Below are 16,847 nucleotides of genomic sequence, written 5' to 3' on the forward strand. Positions count from 1 at the left end.
GACGCTGACGATTCGGGTCTGCGCGGGGCTAAGCCGCCCCATGCGGTCGGGTTGGATCAGCCGTTGGGCCGGTGGGGGATGTACTGCACGGCCCATTTGTTGCCGTCGGGGTCGGCGAAGTGGACGAAGTGCCCCCAGTCCTGGACGTCGACGTCGCTGACGTCCACGCCGTTGTCCTTGAGCTGCTTGTGCGCGGCCTGGATGTCGCTGACCACAAGCTGCAGGCTCGGGGCCGTACCGGGCGGGGCGTCGTTGAGGCCCTCGCCGATGGCAATCGAGCAGCCGGAGCCCGGCGGCGTCAGCTGGACGAACCGGATGCCGTCCATGGGCCGCTCGTCGTAGTCGGCGTTGAAGCCCACCTTGTTGACATAGAAATCCTTGGCCCGGTCCACATCGGACACCGGCACAAACACGAGTTCAAGTTTCCAATCCATGTCGCACAGGCTAGCGCGGACCGCACCAATGCGGAAGGGAACCCCGGGGCGGAACTGGGCCTAGCCGGCGATGCCGTACAGGCGGTCTCCGGCGTCGCCCAGGCCGGGCACGATGTAGGACTTCTCGTTGAGTTTCTCGTCGATCGAGGCCAGGACGATCGTGACGTTGGCGTCGGACAGCTCTTCCTCCAGCTTGGCCAGGCCCTCCGGGGCGGCGAGGAGGCAGATGCAGGTGACGTCGGACGCGCCGCGCTTGAAGAGGAACTTGATGGCCTCGCGCAGGGTTCCGCCCGTGGCCAGCATGGGATCGAGGACGAAGATCTGCCGGTCCGTGAGGTCCTCGGGGAGGCGCTCGGCGTAGGTGATGATGTCCAGGGTCTCTTCGTCGCGGGCCATGCCCAGGAAGCCGACCTCGGCGGTGGGGACCAGCTTGGTCATGCCCTCGAGCATGCCGAGCCCGGCCCGGAGAATCGGGACGACGAGGGGGGTCGGCTTGGTGAAGGCGGTGCCGACGGTGGTGCTGACGGGCGTCTCGATGGTCACCGGTTCGGTGCGGACGTCACGCGTGGCTTCGTAGGCCAGGAGGGTGACGAGCTCCTCGGTGAGCTGGCGGAAGACCGGGGACGGGGTGTTCTTGTCCCGCAGAACGGTGAGCTTATGGGCGACCAGCGGGTGGTCCACAACGAGAGTGCGCATGGGTCAAAACTATCACCCGGATGCTGAGGACCGTCCCGCGGGGCCGGGGGTATCGGCGTCGTTCGCGTCGGCCGGAGCACTGCCGTCGGCACTGCCGTCGGCGCCGTCATGCAGGTGGGCGGGATGTTCGAAGGTCGGCGCTTCGCCGGCGTGTTCCCGGCGCCGCAGCACGTGGAAGAACCGGTGGGCCAGGATCACAATCCCCACCCAGGCCAGCCCGATGACCCAGCCGACGATCACGTCGGTCAACCAGTGATGGCCCAGATAGACCCGGCTGAGGCCCATCGCGACGATGAAGATCACACCCGCGGCGATCAGGCCGATCCGGACGCTGGTCCGTTTGATCTGCAGGCAGGCCAGGTACACCACGAGCGCGATCACCACCGTGGTGTTCAGCGTGTGGCCGCTCGGGAACGACGGCGAGGTCTCGTAGGGCGGCACGGCGTCGGCATGGTCCGGGCGGACGCGGCCGATCATTTTCTTGCCCAGGGTTGTGGCAGTCACAGACACGGCGGCCGCGCCGCCGATCAGGATCAGCGGCCGCCAGCTCCGGGAGGTGAAGATCAGCAGCGCCGTCAGGATGCTGCCCAGGATGGGCATCCCGATGCCGCCGCCGATGTTGGTGAACCCGGTGACAAAGGCGTCCAGGCCGGGGCTGCGCAACTGTTCCATGAACGCCAGTGCCGGCTTGTCCAGGTTCGCAAGGCCGGCGTCGTCCACCACGTTGTCGTAGACCTCTGCAGTCACCAGCGCCAGGATCACCACGACCACGCCGCCGATCAGCATGGTGATCCACAGGGCCGCGTAGGGAACCACCCATTTGCCCCAGCGATGGGCCAACCAGTTCTCTGTTCCGGTGGTCACGGCCGTCTCCCGACTACTTGACTGGATTAACTACTTGGGGCTGCGCAGCCGAGCTGCACAGCCTGCTTAGGATCGAAACTATCATTGACCCATGACTGCCCCTGAGCCCCGCCATGCCCAATGGATGAGCCTTGCCCTGGCGGAGGCCCGGAATGCCCTGGCCACAGCGGACGTGCCGATCGGCGCCGTCGTGATCGGACCGGACGGTTCCGTGCTTGGCGCGGGGCGAAACGAACGGGAGGCCCTTGGCGACCCGACGGCCCATGCCGAGATGGTCGCCATCCGGGAGGCCGCGGCGCGGTTGCGGGCGCACCGGGCGCTGGAAGGCAAGGGCGACGACGGCTGGCGGCTGGAGGACTGCACCCTGGTGGTGACGCTGGAACCGTGCGCGATGTGCGCGGGGGCGATCGTCCTGGCCAGGATTCCGCGCGTGGTGTTCGGTGCTTGGGATGAGAAGGCCGGGGCCGCGGGTTCCGTGTTCGACATCCTCCGCGAGCGCCGACTCAATCACTGGGTGGAAGTGGTTGCAGGCGTCCGGGAGCAGGAGTGCGCCGCGCTGCTGCGGGACTTCTTCGCCGGGCACCGCGCCTGATCCGTTCCGGCTAGCCAGCCGTACCGGCGGCTGACGCCGCTGCGGAGGCTTCTGCTGATGCCGCGAGCGCATCGATCCGCTTCTGCCGGGAGGCCGGTGAGTCCAGGCTGAAGGCCCGGAAATCACCGAGGTCCTCGCGGATCCAGGCTTCAACCTCGGCGATGCGCTGCGTTACGGCGGGCGTGGGGCCATGGAACAGCCAGGGCACGATCCTCTCCTGGGCCGGATCGTATTGCCAGAGCCCGATGATCCGGCCGCGGTCCAGGATCGGGTGGTCCGGGAGATCGGCCTGCAGCGCGAGCGATCCCAGCGCCGGTTTGTCCCGGTCTTCCTCCGCGAGCAGGTCGGCCGCGTTGCGGCGGAGCAGGAACAGGGAGTCCGTTCCGGCGAGCAGCTGGATCTGCTCGCCCGCGGGCTCTTCGAACGCGGCGAGGCGGCCCACGTCCTCGGGCAGCATCCACAGGGCGTCGCCCCCGGCCTCGGTCAGCGCGGTGGGGACCTCGACGGCGGCGACGGCGGCCAGCGCCGCCTTGCTTTGCGCCACGGTGAACCCTGTAAACCACTGAGATTGCTTGAAGGTGGCTCCCCCTGTCCAGCCCAGATAGCGGCGGATCAGCTCGGTGCGCACGGCGTCGTCGTCGATGCCGCTGGGCGCCAGACCCCAGGGTTCGTAGGCGTAGCGCTGCTGGTCCAGGCGGCCGTTGGCCGGGACGCGGCGGATCCGGCCCTGCGCCTGCAGGATCCCCAGGGCGGTAGGCAGCGTGGTGGTGGCGCCCTTCTTCTTGCCTTCCTCCCCGAGGTTACGAACGGAGTCGCCCAGTTCCTCCTTGAGCTGCCGCGGATCCATCGGCCCCTCTGCCTCGGCGAGCACGTGCAGCACCTGCTCCTCGAGGAGCGTGATTTCGCCCCGGTCCACGCCCAGCCGGCCGAGCACCCGGATGGCTTCGGCGGCGTCTTTGCCCAGCTTTAGTGCCCAGGCGAAGTCGGCCCGGCCCAGGACGTAGGTGCAGCCGCGGGCGACGGGAAGTTCGAGGATCCGGTGGGCGAGGACGTCTGTGTCCACCTGTTCGCGGCGGATGCCGGCGCGGGCGAAGAGCGTGAGGTACGGGTTGGCGCCGCCCACGGACCGGGCCCAGCCCGCCCGGGCGAAAACCTGCTCCGCCGTGCAGCCGGCCAGCGAGCCGTCCAGGCCCTGCCGGTGCCAGGCCCATGCCCGGAGCCGCTCCGGGGTCAGGCTCCGCGGCTCCGGCAGATTGGCGGGCTCTTCTACCGACGGCGTTTGCGTGGCGACAGGGTGGGTGCTCATGGGCTCATTCTCCAACAGCTTCTCTGTCAGCGGTATCAAGAAGCCGTATCAACCCGCGCCGGCTCGTTTCTCAGGGGCCCCGCTTCACCGGTATCCGCGGTTGCCGCGGTATCCGCGGTTTCCGTCGAAAGGGACTCCAGAACGGTCCGGGCGGTGGCGTCCCAGCCGGGCAGCTGGTCCCGGGCGGCCGCTGCCGCCTCCCGCCAGCGTTGCCTGAGCCCGGGCTCGTCCAGCCAGCGGCGGAGCAGGTCCGCCAGCGGGGCGGGGTCCGTTCCGAGCCCGACGGCGGCGCCCGGCAACCCGGGGGCAGGCGAGTTAGTCGGGCGGCCAGGCACCGGCGAGTTAGGCAGGGTACCAGCGGCCAGGGCCTCGACGGCACCGGTGCCCTCGCGCACCACCACGGGAATGCCACGGGCCAGGGATTCGGTAACCACCAGGCCGTAGGTTTCGGCCCGGGAAATCAGCAGGCTGAGATCGGCCGCATCCCATTCAGCATCCAGCGCCGGGCCCCGGAGCTCGCCCGGGATGCTGACCCTCCCGGCCAGACCGAGGCGTTCCACGGAGTCCCTGAGCTGCGCGGCATAAGCAGGATCGGCGGTGTCCGAGCCAATGAGGGACGCCGTCCAGGGCAGATCCGTGAGCCGGGCAAGCGCGTCCAGCAGCAGCGACTGGTCTWTGTTCTCCAGCAATGCCGCAACGGCGATGATGTGCGGCACACCGGAGCCGGGCAGGCTGCCTGCCGCCAACGGGGCGGGCGCAGTGCCGGGCAGGGCCACCCTGATGCCGTCGAGGCCGTGGCGGGCGCGGATGCCCGCCGCGGCCGAGCCGCTCGTGCAAATGACGCCAGCCGCTGCCCGCAGGGCTCCGGCCTCGCGCTCCGGGTGGTCCGGCAGGGGCATGTGCAGGAGGATCCAGACCTGCTGTCCGGCGGCTGCTGCCGCTTCCAGTTCGTCGGGCGCACCGCAGGCGAGGAGGCTGTCCACCAACGTCACGGAACCAGTCGCGGAACCCGCGCCGCCGTCGGGCTCCGGATCCAGCAGACTGGCCAGGCGGCGCCGGTCCCCCGTGCTGCCCCCTGGCCAGTCGCCGTCGAGCGGGCAGGTTTCCACTGCGGCGCCGAGGGCCGCCAGTTCCCGGGCGAGCGCCGCGTTGTAGACGTTGCCGCCGGAGTTGTGCCGGACATTGCCGGGCACCACAAACCGGAGGCGAAGGCTGGCCGGCGGCATCTGCGGCGCCTAGCGGGCGTCGAAGTCCAGCGAGTAGCTGGCCCAGGCGTCGGGGGTCTCGCGCAGGGTGACGTCCAGCCCGGCAAGCTCGCGCCCGTCGTTGCCGACGCGGATCTGGCCGGCGACGGCGTCGGCGATGTACCGGGCGAGGGCTTCGGTGGTGCTCAGCTTGCCGGCGAAGTCGGGGTGCTCGTCGAGGTTCTTGTAGTTCAGCCCCTCGAGGACCTCGTCCAGCACGTCCCCCGCCGCGCCGATGTCCAGCACGATCGCGTCGTCATTGAGCTCACGACGGCGGAAGGTCACCTCCGTGACGAAGGTGGCCCCGTGCAGGCCCTGGGCGGGGCCGAAGGCTTCCCGCGGAAGGCTGTGGGCGATCATGAAGTTACGGCGTACGGTCAGGCTGAACACGGGCTACCTCGTGGCTTCGGTTGGCTGGACTTCGGTGGATGAGGCTTTGGCGGACGGGTATTCAATGACGTGGCACAGGGCGTCCAGGGTCCCGTCGGCGAGCCGCTGGACGGCGCCCGGGAGCTCCTCGAACGTCGAGGATCCGGTCAGGAAGACGTCGAAGACCGGGTCCTGCAGCAGGGACACGGCGAGCGCGAGGCGCTCAGCGTTGGTGCGCCGGTGCCGGCGGGCGCGGGCCACCATCCCCACCTGGCTGGCCCGGATGGACAGGCGGCGGGCATGGAAATCCTCCCCCAGGGGGAGGGAGATCTTCCGGTCGGCGTACCAGGACATTTCGATGATGTCGCCGTCGTCGCCCACCAGCTGCAGGCTCCGTTGCAGGCCTTCCTGCGAGGCCGAGCAGTGGATCACGATGTCGCAGTCCGGGAGGGCGTCGTCGGGGTGGCTGAAGTCGACGCCGAGGGCGTCCGCGAATGCACGTTTGGCGGGGTCGACGTCGATCAGCTGCAGCCGCGCGAGCGGAAAGCCGGCCAGGAGCTTGGCCACCATGCCGCCGACCAGTCCGGCCCCGATCACGGCAACCCTGTCGCCCAGGCGGGGTCCGGCCTCCCAGATGCCGTTGACGGCGGTTTCCGCCGTGCCGGTGAGCACCGCGCGGCGGGCGGGAACGCCGTCGGGGACCACCGTGAGTGATTCGACCGGGACGATGAAGCGGTCCTGGTGCGGGTAGAGGCAGAAGACGGTCTTGCCGGCCCAGCCCTCCGGGCCGGCCTCGACCACGCCCACGGTGAGGTAGCCGAATTTCACCGGGTATGGGAAGTCCCCCTCCTGGTTGGGGGCGGCCATGGCATCGGCGACGCACGCCGGGACGCTGGCGTGATGGACCACCAGCTCGGTGCCCTTACTGATGCCCGAATACAGGGTTCGGACGAGCGCCTCGCCGTGTCCGGGGGTGGGCAGGTCTTCGCTGCGGAGCTCGCCCTGCTCCGGGCCGACGGTCCAATAGGCGGTGGCGTGCCGTTCAGACGTGGCGTGCCGTTCAGAAGTAGTCATTGTGCTTACGAATCTAGTGCCCTCACTGTTCGCGGGGAAGGGTGCCGCGCGCGTTCGCGCCGTCATGAGGGCGCCGCTGTGGCTCGTTTTGTGGATGGGCGCCTTGCTCCGGTACCCTAGTCAGGTTGGTGACGTGTCCGAGCGGCCGAAGGTGCAACACTCGAAATGTTGTTTGGTGTAAAAGCCAACGTGGGTTCAAATCCCACCGTCACCGCGGATGAGAAAGGCCCTGCTTCCCTTTGTTTACAAGGGAAGCAGGGCCTTTTGCTTTGCCTGGATTAGGGGTTTGCCCACATTTTGCCCACACCTGCCAGTGAGACGGCGTGATCTAGAGCGTCCGAAACTGCGTCCAGATCCCCATCGAATAGATCCGTGTAGATGTCCAGGGTCATCGCTGCTGAGCTGTGACCCAGCATCTTTTGGACCACCTTCACGTTCGCGCCGGCCGACACGGCTAAGCTCGCGGCGGAGTGCCGAAGGTCATGCGGAGTGATCCGGGGAATGCCAGTCCTCTTCACGGCACTGCCAAACCAGCTCATGTTGTCCTCATGCACCCGGGCCAAGTGCAAATGGTGCCCACTCTCGTTAGGGAACACCAGATCATCCCGCCCCTTGCCCTCGCATTGCTGCGCCAGGTACTCCCCCAGAAACTGCGGGAACGGCACGGTGCGCTTCTTGTGGTTCTTCGGAGTGCCCACCTCGATAATGGAGCCCACTTGAACGGCGTTCTCCTCGATCATCAGCCGGCGGCGCAGCATGTCCAGGTGCTTTACCCTCAGCGCGGTTGCTTCACCCCACCGGATGCCGCAGTACGCCAGCACCAGGACCAAGCCCGGATACTTGCTCGCAACGGCCAAGGCATGCACTTGCTCGTGGCTGAGGTAGACGTGTGGTTTCTTCACTTTGTGGGGCAGCGAGACGCCCCGGGATGGGTTACTGAGGGTCCGCCGGTCGCTCACCGCGTCGTCCAGGATCGACGCCAGCACCCCATAGGCCCGGATAACCAGCGTCGCCCCCTTGGGCTTCCGCGCTGGCGTTGCGTCGGGATCTCCGAGAGTCATTTCGGACACCCACTGCTGGACGGCGGTCTTCCGCACGTCGGCCACGGCGACATGTCCCCAAGTCGGCAGTACGTGGATTCTCCACGCGGATTCGAGCGGCCTGTATGACGACGGCTTTAGATGGGTCTGACGCGCCAGCCAGGCAGCCCCTAGCGGCCCAATCAGCGCCTTGGCGGCGGTAACGTCAACGAACTCTCCGCGGGCCTTAGAAACCTCCACACTCGCCAGGAACAATTCAGCGTCACGCTTAGTCCTAAATCCCCGCTTGTCCGTCTGCGTCCGGTCCGGCTTGCGATATCGAACCCTGTACCGCCGGCCCTGCTTCGTCTCGTAGGGCTCAATCGTTGCCATCAGGACCGCGTTTCCCAGCGGCGCCACCCTTCAGGGCACCTCGGAAGGATTCGAAGGTGCCTTGCACCTCCTGCACCTCTTGGGGCGTCGTCTCCATCCCACGTTTGCTCGCGATTTCGGACCACTGCCGGATTTCTTCACTCAGCTCTTGTCGCCGCCATTCCGGCATAGCGGCACCTAAGAAGGTGTACCTCTCCATTTCATCCGCGCTCGCAACGATGGAAGTCTCCGCACGCATCCATTCCCACAAGTGCCGGGCGGAGACTGTTGACTTCAACCCCGTCGCCGTGACTGACTCCCCTCCCTCCTTGGCGCCGGGGTAAAGGAGGGAAATGGGTGTCACGCCGAGGACAACGGCCAGTCCCAGGAGGTCGTCAACATCGACGCGGCGTTCCCCTTCTTCGATCCTGCGCACAGCCAGGGGCGACATCGGGCGATCGATGTCAGCAAGCGCTTTGGACACTTCCGTATATGTGAGGTTTGCCGCCTCTCGCAGCCGCTTGACGTTACGCGCAACGGCTTCGCCTGTCGCGCCTACTTCCTTCTTTTGTCCGACCATGCCCCCATCCTACATACAAAAGATGAAGGTGCACCTACAAAGATTGACTTCTGTGATTTGACGTGAGCATAATGGAGGTAGGCCCTCAAAAGATGAAGGTCACCATGCAAGAAATAGAGGATGAGATGACCTCGGAAATCATGGCTCCGGCTGAACTGGCGCAACGCCTGGCGAAGTCAACGGCTGTTCTGGCCAATTGGCGCTACCTCGGCATTGGCCCGCGATTCATCAAACTCGGTAAGTCAGTTCGTTACCGCGTCGCAGACGTAGAGGCATGGCTGGACGAGCAGACCCGCCAGCAGACCGGCGCAGCCTAAACCACAGCAGCACATTCAAATAAAAAAGCGGCTCCAAACTTGGCTTTTGTCTTGCCCAAGTTCAGAACCGCTTGCAGAAAATCCACCACCACAGAGGAAATTCTAAATTATGTCTACGACCACGATATCCCATGATTCAGCCTGTGTCATGTCCTTCAGTGAATGGCTGGCCTACTTTGACCACAAGGCCGTGGTGACCGCTTCGGAACTGGAGCGATTCCGCACCGAGGCCGGCGGCAACCGCTACCCGGAAATGGTGCTCCGGCTGGCACGGGCCGGAAAGCTGCGGCCCAAAGTCCTGGCCGACGCCGCCTATGACGCCTGGCTGAAGATCGAGAACCCGAAGACGGCGATGTGCAGCTCTGAGTGGACTGACTTGTTCCGGCGCGCCTACCTGCCCTCGCACGCCCTGTTCGAGGTGCCGGACCTGAGCTGACAGCAGGAGGGTGCCGCGGGGATGAGCTCCCGCGGCACCAGACGGCCCGCCCAGACAAACCACGACAGTTTTAGGAAACCAACGATGCTCACAAACCCCGTGTTCCGCATTGACCTTGCCGACTATGCAACTGAGCCCGCGCACGGACGACCCGGCTACGACGGGTACGAACTGGACCGCCAGCTCTACTCGATGCTCCCGCAGCTTCCACCCGGCTCCAATATCCGACTCATCGTCCACAAGTACCTCGCCGACCCACAAGTCGCGCGATCACTGCGCCAGGACTTCATGGTTCAGATCGAATCCTCTGATCCGTGGATCCTCGCCGCCTGGGTATCCGCACTCTCTCAGGAAGAAGCCGCCGCATGAGTGAAGTACCCGACTACTTCCGGGCCGAAGCTTTCGAAGATGAGAACCCGTCGAAGCTAAGAGGATCGTTTACGGGCTCATGGCTGCTGGAGCAAGTCTTTCCCCAGCTTGTGTACGTCGTGGACGGCATCATCCCGGAAGGCCTGACCCTCCTGGTTGCTGCTCCCAAGATCGGCAAATCCTGGTTGGTTCTCGGCATCGCCATCGCCATCAGCACGGGAGAGAAAGTCTTGGGTTGTGTCACAACCAAAGCCGCCCCGGTGCTCTATCTGGCTCTAGAGGACGGCCCCAGACGCCTTCAGTCCCGCCTCGTGACCCTAGGCGTGACCAGCCTTAGCGGGAACCTCACGTTCATGACCGACGTGCCCCGCGGCGACATGGTTGCAACGATCCGCGAGTTCATGGAACTCCACCCCGGCAAGAACCCCGTAGTCATTCTCGACACTCTCGGCAAAGCCATGCCGTCAGCGACGGGCGGGGAAACCCAGTACGACAGGGACTACCGCGTCATGGGGGCACTGAAAAAGCTCGCGGACGACAACCCCGGATCCAGCGTCATCATCGTCCACCACACAAGAAAAATGGACGGCGCCGACTTCCTGGATGCAGTCAGCGGCACGCAGGGCATCGCTGGCGCGGCTGACACGATCCTGTTGCTGAAGCGCTCACGCCACGAGACACAGGCACAGCTTCAGGTCACCAGCCGTGACGCAGCAGAGGGCGAATACATCCTCGAGCAGGCCGGCACGGGCAAATGGGTGCTAGCTGGCGGCTCACGGGCCGAAGCTGCCAAGGCCGCGGTAGACGCCCGAACGACGGACGGCGTGAACGACCGCATGGCTGAGGTCATCGCACAGGTGAACAAGTACCCCGAAGGAACCAAGGCTAAAGATGTAGCGACTCTGCTTCACCTGGACGACTCACAGACCCGCGTGTACCTGCGCAGGGCAGTCGAAGCGGGCCGAATCTCCAACCCATCCAGAGGCCTGTATGCCCCTGTTACAAGTGTTACAAGTGTTACTTCCCTCTTGAGTGAGGACGAAGAAAGTTACACAAGTAACACATGTAACACCCCCTCTGAATGGGGAGGGGAAGCGGCATGACGGACGCCGAAAAGATCGCGGGCCTGGCCCAGCAGGTCACCTACTGGCGGAATCAAGCAACGGCCCTAAATCAGCTTCTACAGGCCACGCGCAACACCCCTGAACGGCACCACGGGCGAACCACGCTCCACCGTGACCCAACGGGCAACCAGGCTGCCTCAGCCGTCGACAAAGAACGCAAGAACAGGAAGGCCGCCTAAGGGCTTATGACTACTCGCCGAAGACCTTGGAGCGCTGGGAATTCCCAGCGCAGGCCGAGGCCTACCGGCTGAAATTCCAACACCAGCAGCAAGAAACAAACCACTGGAGAGGCCGCGCGACAGCCGCGGAAACCCAGCTAGCCATGTACCAGGCGCGAGAGAAAACCGCCGGCACCACGAACGAAGGACACTAAAAATGGGTTTGATCAACAACCTCTCACAGTCGCAGCTCGGCGACATTTTCCGGCGGCTGCGGGCGCTCGAGAACGCTTCACCGATGAACAGTGGCGCGGTAGGTAGTGGCGGGTTCGAGGTGTATGACGGCGGCGTGATCACGATCAGCAACGGCGGCCTCAATGTCACCGGTACGGCCACGATTTCCGGAGTTTTGAACGCGGACGGCACGGTAACGCTCTCTGGAACGGTGGGGATCAGTGGCCCGCTGACCATCTCCGGCAACACCAGCATTACGGGGAACGTCACCAGTACGGGCACGTTCACGAACAATGGCCCAACTAACCTCAACGGCGCGACAAAGACCACCGGCGCGCTTTCAGTCGAGGGCGTGACCACGCTAAAGAATGACCTGAACGTCACTACGGGCAAGATCATCGCCGGGCAGACCACAATCCGGCCCAGCGGCGCCATCAACTTCGGCGACACGCTCACCATCCATCCCGCTGACGAGTTCGGCCCGGCAGGTATCTCGGACGGGTTCGCAAAGTACACGCTGACACCTGGCGGGGGCGACTACTTCCACCAGTTCCAGGGTGGGGCCTATGTCGAGGGGAAGATATACGGCCACGGCGGTCTAGAAATTGACGACCTCCCCACCAAGGCCGGCGGCGCGGCGAACTTGTACATGGACCCGGTTACGGGCGCCATCAAGCGGATTGTCTAGGCCCCGATGTTCAATCCATTTAGGTCGTATCCGTCACGACACTTCCAGAATGTGGAGGGCTCCCGCATGACGTACGCCAGGGCCGGCATCTTCGAGAACCCCAGCGGCACCCAGGAACCAGGCGTCGTGATCTTCAGAGACCGGCACATGCTCGGCATCCTCACCATCGAAGACGCCACGCGGCTCTCGAACGAACTCATCGACGCCGTCGAAGGGCCCGCCTGCTAATGACAAATATCCCCAGACCCCCGGAGGCCTACGTTCACGGCGTCGCAGCCCCCATAGTGATCCTGCCGGCGCGTGTAGCGGCCTGGCTTGAACGCCACGCTGGTCTAAACGACCTCCGCGTCCGCGCCCGGGGAAACGACCCGGAAGTGGATAGCGTCCTCCAAGCCATGCACCGGGCATCCCTTCATTGGCGCACTGCCGCCACCGGAAGCAACCGTGCGCCGGAGCCGGAAGCTCCCACAGAATTGAATCAATGGTTCAGTACGACGCAAGCCGCTGACCGACTCGGGATCACAGACCGCGCCGTCCGCCTGGCAATAGCGGAACACCGGCTTCCAGCGACAAACCTCAACGGTCGCTGGCGCATCACCCCAGAAGACATCGCACATTTCAAAGCCGCCAAAGCGGCATAGGAGAACATCATGACCCGTGTACAGTCCGGAAACACCCCGCAGCAGCAGAAAGCCAACGCACTCAGGGGCGAATACCAGCGCCTCATGGAAGACATCCGCAACGACCGCACTCTGTCAGCCCACGGGAAACAGAAGGAACTTGCGATCCTATACATCGACTACAAGCCGCGGATGGAAAAGCTGGAAGCTGACGAGAAAACTCAGCAGCAGACCCGCGCCAAAGCCCTCCGCCGCGACCTCTTCGGACTCCCCGGCTACGCGGACCCCAACACCGCCATCTCCTACCGGGATGCGCAAGACCGGGCCGCAAGCGTCGAAGACGAACAGACCGCCCTACGGCTGCTCAGCCGGGCCGAAATTTCAGGCGACACCAGCCTCGCCAAAGCAATAGCCGCCCGCGCCTTCGAAGCGGGATGGAACGAGGCGATCAACCAGTACGCCGATACAAACCCCACCAGCGAAGTGAAGTTCAACGAACTGATCGAGATTGAAAGCTACGGGAAGGGATCCGCTGGCTTCGCTCAAATCCTCGGCGCGGCCATGACCTATAGCGTCGATAAGCCCTCCGAGCTCGGCATGTACAGCTTGGACTCACAAATCGTGGCCCTCGCCGATTCCGCCGACTAGCGGGGCGAGCTGCTTCCAGCGCCCTCAGGGGCCGCCGGCGACAGCGCGTCAGGGGACGCCGTCACCGGCCGGTAGGGCCACCCATACTTCCTGAAAAGTACGAGGATGGAAACCATGCCGACGATCCAGGCCAAGGACAGGATGCCAGCCCACATTCCGACCGTTTCCCGGGGAACTTCGGCGTTCGGGATGAAGGCCGCACCGATCACGGCGATGGTAGTTGCTATGAGGCCAGTCCAGGCAGCCCAATCCTGAAGCTGTTCACCTCTGACCGCGCCATCGGAGAATCCGGTCCTTGGCTTGCTCAGCTCTTCTGCCCGAGCAAGCAGCCGCAAAAACGCAGTTATCAAAGCCAAAAAGGCAGCCAAAACTCCAAAGATAAATACAGCCACAATTCCCCCACGTAGTCGCGATCAACCTTAGAACAATAGCGCAATCTCAGAACTGGCCCGCTCATGGCGGGCTTTTTTGTACCCAAAATCAGATTGAGGAATTCTTTATGCTTCTGCCCACGAATATTGCTACTGGCCTTGTGACGGGTCAGTTCCTTGCCGGCGTTGTGGATGGCCCTGACGTTAACCAGGACCCGGATGGCGTTCCTGTGAAGGGGCTCGTTACGTTCATTGCGTCTGTCCCGTATCTTTTGGACCCGACGGCAACCCCTAACCCTGTCGGAATCTTGAACACTGCGATTGTGGCGGTCCTCGATTCTGAGGGCTACCTTTGCACTCCGATGCCCGGGACGCTGAAGCCGTCTTATCGTGGTGTGCGTCTGATCGCCACGGATGACGCTGACCTTTCGGTTGAGGGGTGGACGTGGAACGCGACGTACACCTTTGAGCCTGTCAACGGGACCGCGCTGAGGATGGAAACCCACAGCTTCGCAGTGCCCTCCGGCATGGAAGTGGATCTGATCACTGTCGCCAAGGTGCCATCCTCTGCGGGGATTGGCACGGAACAGGTTGAGGCCCTGGCTGCCTCGGCTCAGGCCGCAGCGGTTAGCGCCGCGGCCTCAGCCGCCACAGCAGCGGCGTCGGCGCAGGTGACGGACGGGAACATTAGTGCTCTCGTTGCGGACCCGGAGACGGCGACGGCTGTTGAGGTTGCGGGCCTTGTTGCGGATGCTATTGCGGGGAAGCTCGATGCCACCGCCGCTACGGCTACTTACCAGCCTCTTGCGGGCTTGGATTCCGCGGCGGCTGCGAAGGTTGGAACCCCCGGGACAGCGCTCAACACGGCAGTGCAGGCCCTCGCGGACGGCGTAGCGGTAGGCAAGCTCAGCACAGATGATGCGGTAGGCATTTACCAGTCTCAGGCGTCTTTGGACGTCGCGACCGCTGCCAAGGTGAGCGTCAACGGGACCTTATTGAACGCGGCGGTCAAGGCCATTGCTGACACCAGCGCCGCAACCGCGGCAGGTCCGAAGCTGGACGCATCCCAGAAGGGCGCCGCCTCCGGTGTCGCCTCGCTCGATGCTGGCTCGAAGGTTCCTGTCGCGCAGGTGCCGGATCTGTCCGCCTCCTACGTGCCGTGGACTGCCGGGCATATCGGCATTGAAAAAACCAACCCGGTCAACGCTCGCGTCTACATCGGCTCGGGTACGGGCACGCTCACTGACGTTCCGGTCATGGGCGTCAAGGTGAAGTTGGATTCGCCCACGGATGGGACGGGCCGGGCCCCTGACGGCATCCAGGCAAACGTGAACCTTCTCAATGGCGCGACGGATGGGTCTGTCCGCGGCATTGTCTCGCGTGTTGACCTGGCTGACACGGTCAACACCGGGGCGGCAGTGTCGCTGTGGGCTGATGCGTGGATCACGCAGCCGTCGAAGCGGAACGCATGGGGCGGCAATATTTACAGCTCCATCCGGCCCGGTGTCGCTTACACGGGCACAATGGTCGGGCTGGAGGTTGGGGCCGAAAGCTACGGTACGACGGAAACCAACGGCGGCGGGCAGCACATCGTGGGCAAATCCACGGGCGCGAAGATGGCTTTCGGGCTCATGATCAGTTCTGATCCGGTAGCGGACGGAACCGCCGGCGCAATCGCGGGCGCTTTCCGTACTCATCTGCTCATGCGTTCATCTACCGCGCCAACCGACAACTACGTTTGGATCGGGCCGACTGCGCCGACCACCAACCTTCCGACAGGTACGCCGCTGTTCCAGATCGACGCAGCAGGCAAGGTCGGTATCGGGACGGCGGCAGTGTCAACGCAGGCGCTGACCGTTGCTGACGTACTGGTTACCGGTACCAGCGGCATCCGGCTAGGCTCTACCACCGGCCCGCGGATCCGTTCAGGTTCCACGGCCCCTGAAGGCAGCCTGACGGGCATCAAGGGCGACATCTTCATTAGGACTGGCGGCGCTGACGCAACGCCTTCCCTCTATGTCAAGAACACCGCGACGGGCAACACCGGATGGATCGGATACTAGCCATGGAGCCAACAACAGAGCAGATCGTGGAAGCCACGAAACAGTTTCTGCTCCGGGCAAACCTTGCCGGCGGCGAAGTCGCAACGTTCAACATCATCATGGGATGGCTTGACCAGCAGGCGGCGGACACTCCAGCCGAATAACGACCCGCCCCCTGCCCGCTTGCGACTTGCAGGGTGCGCCACTAGCGCTGTGCCCGCGGCTAGGGCTATTTAGCTTCGGGCACAGCATTCTTAAGGTGTGGGTGCCCTTAAGGTGTGGGTGCCGGCACGTCCAGAAGTCCTGGTGCCCATATCTGAACGGCAACTATCGCGACGTTGACTGCGGCGAAAATCAGCATCCCAGCGATCCAAACGCGGTAGCTCCGGAACTTAGCAAGGCCATGCTCAGCCCGCGGCGCCTTATGACCCACAAGCCAGTCCGGGATCCGATACACGCCATTCGTGTAAAAGTACTCACGGTTGCTCAAATGTTCTATTTCAAGCCGTGTTTCCAACGCGTGAAGATGGGCCCTGTCCATTGAGTCGATGAACTGGTGCTTAGCCATAAGTTGCATCGACAGCAGTGCCACGACCAGGCCGAGGGCGGCAGAAAGAAATGTAGCAAACGCTGGCGACGTTGGGTTCAGTGCAATGGTCAACAGGAAGGCCTGGGCCGTCAGTGCGATGGTTGGTGTCTGCCAGAGCATAGCGTCCTGTTCCAACTCGCGCTGGAGAAGCATCTCGTAAGTGAACAGGTCCTTCGCGTTCTTGTTGGTCCAACGGCCAGACACCTTGCTTGTATGCGATACGCGGGTGCGCCTGAAGTTCATGACCCAACTTTGCCGGGACGCGACTCAACAACGCTGTGACTGGCCGAACAGTTATCGAATCGTGGCGTAGTACGTCAAAGCTTGACCCTGCCTCATCACGAGGCGGGATCCTCATCTGATACTTCGCCGGCAGCGATCCGCTCAGCAGTTACCCGGTACGCCCGCTCGATGTATTGCTCAAGGTCAGCCGCAGCTACAGCCACAGCCCCTTGCCACCAATCTGGATCCCTCGCAGCTCGCCAGTCTTCAACAACATCCGCACAGTCGGCAGGCCAACGCATAGCTCCTCAGCTACCTGCTCAATCGTCAAGAACCTCGGGCGCTTCGGCGCAGCATCATCGGTCACCTGACAACCATAACCATGGCGGCACCCCCACCCCATCCACCTAGGAGAAGGCACCAAGCCGAACCCGCCGGGGAGATGAAAAAGGTCCGCGGAGGGTTCAAAGCTTTTGGAC

24 protein-coding genes and 1 tRNA gene are annotated in these 16,847 nt (G+C 64.1%); 13 read left to right on the forward strand and 12 right to left on the reverse strand.

The genetic code is table 11. The features are described from left to right. Positions 1 to 56 precede the first annotated feature (56 nt). The 3 genes from AC1DZQ_RS11605 to AC1DZQ_RS11615 are packed head-to-tail and all read right to left on the reverse strand — an operon-like array spanning position 57 to position 1,994. The gene (locus AC1DZQ_RS11605; RefSeq protein ID WP_090582506.1) at positions 57 to 434 is read right to left on the reverse strand and encodes a glyoxalase superfamily protein; all 378 of its coding nucleotides are present in this window, start codon (positions 432 to 434) and stop codon (positions 57 to 59) included. 60 nt (positions 435 to 494) lie between these two features. Further along, on the reverse strand, positions 495 to 1,130 hold the full coding sequence (upp, locus tag AC1DZQ_RS11610) for a uracil phosphoribosyltransferase (RefSeq protein ID WP_090582504.1): 636 nt from the start codon (positions 1,128 to 1,130) through the stop codon (positions 495 to 497). 12 nt (positions 1,131 to 1,142) lie between these two features. After that, positions 1,143 to 1,994 (reverse strand): phosphatase PAP2 family protein, encoded by an 852-nt coding sequence (locus AC1DZQ_RS11615; protein ID WP_476963650.1) that lies wholly within the window; start codon positions 1,992 to 1,994, stop codon positions 1,143 to 1,145. Positions 1,995 to 2,085: 91 nt separating this feature from the next. On the opposite strand from AC1DZQ_RS11615, the gene AC1DZQ_RS11620 reads away from it, so the two are divergent. Further along, positions 2,086 to 2,586 (forward strand): nucleoside deaminase, encoded by a 501-nt coding sequence (locus AC1DZQ_RS11620; protein WP_028277768.1) that lies wholly within the window; start codon positions 2,086 to 2,088, stop codon positions 2,584 to 2,586. A 10-nt stretch (positions 2,587 to 2,596) separates the two neighbouring features. Here the strand turns inward: AC1DZQ_RS11620 and AC1DZQ_RS11625 are convergent, their stop codons facing one another. Genes AC1DZQ_RS11625 through AC1DZQ_RS11640 form a run of 4 tightly spaced genes read right to left on the reverse strand, consistent with a single transcriptional unit; the run spans position 2,597 to position 6,579 of the window. After that, positions 2,597 to 3,892, reverse strand: a complete 1,296-nt coding sequence (locus tag AC1DZQ_RS11625) for a DNA glycosylase AlkZ-like family protein (RefSeq protein ID WP_476963651.1) — start codon at positions 3,890 to 3,892, stop codon at positions 2,597 to 2,599. Between the two features lie 35 nt (positions 3,893 to 3,927). Next, on the reverse strand, positions 3,928 to 5,118 hold the full coding sequence (locus AC1DZQ_RS11630) for a glycosyltransferase (protein WP_476963652.1): 1,191 nt from the start codon (positions 5,116 to 5,118) through the stop codon (positions 3,928 to 3,930). A 9-nt stretch (positions 5,119 to 5,127) separates the two neighbouring features. Further along, positions 5,128 to 5,526 carry a 6-pyruvoyl trahydropterin synthase family protein gene (locus AC1DZQ_RS11635; protein WP_476963653.1) on the reverse strand — a complete coding sequence of 133 codons (399 nt, stop codon included), beginning with the start codon at positions 5,524 to 5,526 and terminating at the stop codon, positions 5,128 to 5,130. Between the two features lie 3 nt (positions 5,527 to 5,529). After that, positions 5,530 to 6,579 (reverse strand): zinc-dependent alcohol dehydrogenase, encoded by a 1,050-nt coding sequence (locus tag AC1DZQ_RS11640; protein ID WP_476963654.1) that lies wholly within the window; start codon positions 6,577 to 6,579, stop codon positions 5,530 to 5,532. Positions 6,580 to 6,706: 127 nt separating this feature from the next. Between AC1DZQ_RS11640 and AC1DZQ_RS11645 the strand changes: the two genes are divergently transcribed. Further along, a tRNA-Ser gene (locus AC1DZQ_RS11645) sits at positions 6,707 to 6,793 on the forward strand. 64 nt (positions 6,794 to 6,857) lie between these two features. Here AC1DZQ_RS11645 and AC1DZQ_RS11650 read toward each other — a convergent pair. Both AC1DZQ_RS11650 and AC1DZQ_RS11655 read right to left on the reverse strand, forming a co-directional pair. Beyond that, on the reverse strand, positions 6,858 to 7,991 hold the full coding sequence (locus tag AC1DZQ_RS11650; RefSeq protein WP_476963655.1) for a tyrosine-type recombinase/integrase: 1,134 nt from the start codon (positions 7,989 to 7,991) through the stop codon (positions 6,858 to 6,860). Next, on the reverse strand, positions 7,978 to 8,550 hold the full coding sequence (locus tag AC1DZQ_RS11655) for a helix-turn-helix domain-containing protein (RefSeq protein WP_476963656.1): 573 nt from the start codon (positions 8,548 to 8,550) through the stop codon (positions 7,978 to 7,980). Before AC1DZQ_RS11655 ends, AC1DZQ_RS11650 begins: the two co-directional genes overlap by 14 nt. 92 nt (positions 8,551 to 8,642) lie before the next feature. On the opposite strand from AC1DZQ_RS11655, the gene AC1DZQ_RS11660 reads away from it, so the two are divergent. The 9 genes from AC1DZQ_RS11660 (at position 8,643) to AC1DZQ_RS11700 (ending at position 13,144) form a co-directional block, all read left to right on the forward strand. Beyond that, positions 8,643 to 8,867 carry a helix-turn-helix transcriptional regulator gene (locus tag AC1DZQ_RS11660; RefSeq protein ID WP_476963657.1) on the forward strand — a complete coding sequence of 75 codons (225 nt, stop codon included), beginning with the start codon at positions 8,643 to 8,645 and terminating at the stop codon, positions 8,865 to 8,867. Between the two features lie 148 nt (positions 8,868 to 9,015). After that, the gene (locus AC1DZQ_RS11665; protein ID WP_476963658.1) at positions 9,016 to 9,303 is read left to right on the forward strand and encodes a hypothetical protein; all 288 of its coding nucleotides are present in this window, start codon (positions 9,016 to 9,018) and stop codon (positions 9,301 to 9,303) included. An 84-nt stretch (positions 9,304 to 9,387) separates the two neighbouring features. Continuing rightward, positions 9,388 to 9,672, forward strand: coding sequence for a hypothetical protein (locus tag AC1DZQ_RS11670; RefSeq protein WP_476963659.1), 285 nt, complete (start codon positions 9,388 to 9,390; stop codon positions 9,670 to 9,672). Continuing rightward, entirely contained in the window at positions 9,669 to 10,775 is a 1,107-nt protein-coding gene (locus AC1DZQ_RS11675; protein ID WP_476963660.1) for an AAA family ATPase, read from the forward strand. The genes AC1DZQ_RS11670 and AC1DZQ_RS11675 overlap by 4 nt, the downstream gene beginning before the upstream one ends. Continuing rightward, positions 10,772 to 10,975: a hypothetical protein gene (locus AC1DZQ_RS11680; RefSeq protein WP_476963661.1), complete on the forward strand. Its 204-nt coding sequence runs from the start codon at positions 10,772 to 10,774 to the stop codon at positions 10,973 to 10,975. The genes AC1DZQ_RS11675 and AC1DZQ_RS11680 overlap by 4 nt, the downstream gene beginning before the upstream one ends. 202 nt (positions 10,976 to 11,177) lie before the next feature. Next, positions 11,178 to 11,876: a hypothetical protein gene (locus AC1DZQ_RS11685; protein ID WP_476963662.1), complete on the forward strand. Its 699-nt coding sequence runs from the start codon at positions 11,178 to 11,180 to the stop codon at positions 11,874 to 11,876. A 66-nt stretch (positions 11,877 to 11,942) separates the two neighbouring features. After that, positions 11,943 to 12,104 (forward strand): hypothetical protein, encoded by a 162-nt coding sequence (locus AC1DZQ_RS11690; RefSeq protein WP_476963663.1) that lies wholly within the window; start codon positions 11,943 to 11,945, stop codon positions 12,102 to 12,104. Positions 12,105 to 12,271: 167 nt separating this feature from the next. Continuing rightward, on the forward strand, positions 12,272 to 12,517 hold the full coding sequence (locus AC1DZQ_RS11695) for a helix-turn-helix domain-containing protein (protein WP_476963664.1): 246 nt from the start codon (positions 12,272 to 12,274) through the stop codon (positions 12,515 to 12,517). Positions 12,518 to 12,526: 9 nt separating this feature from the next. Next, on the forward strand, positions 12,527 to 13,144 hold the full coding sequence (locus AC1DZQ_RS11700) for a hypothetical protein (protein WP_476963665.1): 618 nt from the start codon (positions 12,527 to 12,529) through the stop codon (positions 13,142 to 13,144). On the opposite strand, the gene AC1DZQ_RS11705 is transcribed toward AC1DZQ_RS11700, so the two are convergent. After that, positions 13,141 to 13,536, reverse strand: a complete 396-nt coding sequence (locus AC1DZQ_RS11705; protein ID WP_476963666.1) for a hypothetical protein — start codon at positions 13,534 to 13,536, stop codon at positions 13,141 to 13,143. The genes AC1DZQ_RS11700 and AC1DZQ_RS11705 overlap by 4 nt on opposite strands. Positions 13,537 to 13,643: 107 nt before the next feature. On the opposite strand from AC1DZQ_RS11705, the gene AC1DZQ_RS11710 reads away from it, so the two are divergent. Together AC1DZQ_RS11710 and AC1DZQ_RS11715 are read left to right on the forward strand one after the other, a co-directional pair. Continuing rightward, complete coding sequence (locus AC1DZQ_RS11710) at positions 13,644 to 15,578, forward strand: hypothetical protein (protein WP_476963667.1); 1,935 nt, start codon at positions 13,644 to 13,646, stop codon at positions 15,576 to 15,578. 2 nt (positions 15,579 to 15,580) lie between these two features. Continuing rightward, positions 15,581 to 15,721, forward strand: a complete 141-nt coding sequence (locus AC1DZQ_RS11715) for a hypothetical protein (protein ID WP_476963668.1) — start codon at positions 15,581 to 15,583, stop codon at positions 15,719 to 15,721. 107 nt (positions 15,722 to 15,828) lie between these two features. Here AC1DZQ_RS11715 and AC1DZQ_RS11720 read toward each other — a convergent pair whose 3' ends face one another. After that, positions 15,829 to 16,389: a hypothetical protein gene (locus AC1DZQ_RS11720; protein WP_476963669.1), complete on the reverse strand. Its 561-nt coding sequence runs from the start codon at positions 16,387 to 16,389 to the stop codon at positions 15,829 to 15,831. Positions 16,390 to 16,582: 193 nt separating this feature from the next. Next, complete coding sequence (locus AC1DZQ_RS11725) at positions 16,583 to 16,771, reverse strand: excisionase family DNA-binding protein (protein ID WP_476963670.1); 189 nt, start codon at positions 16,769 to 16,771, stop codon at positions 16,583 to 16,585. Between the last annotated feature and the right edge of the window lie 76 nt (positions 16,772 to 16,847).

This window comes from Arthrobacter sp. P1_C12_2 (genome assembly GCF_056406415.1).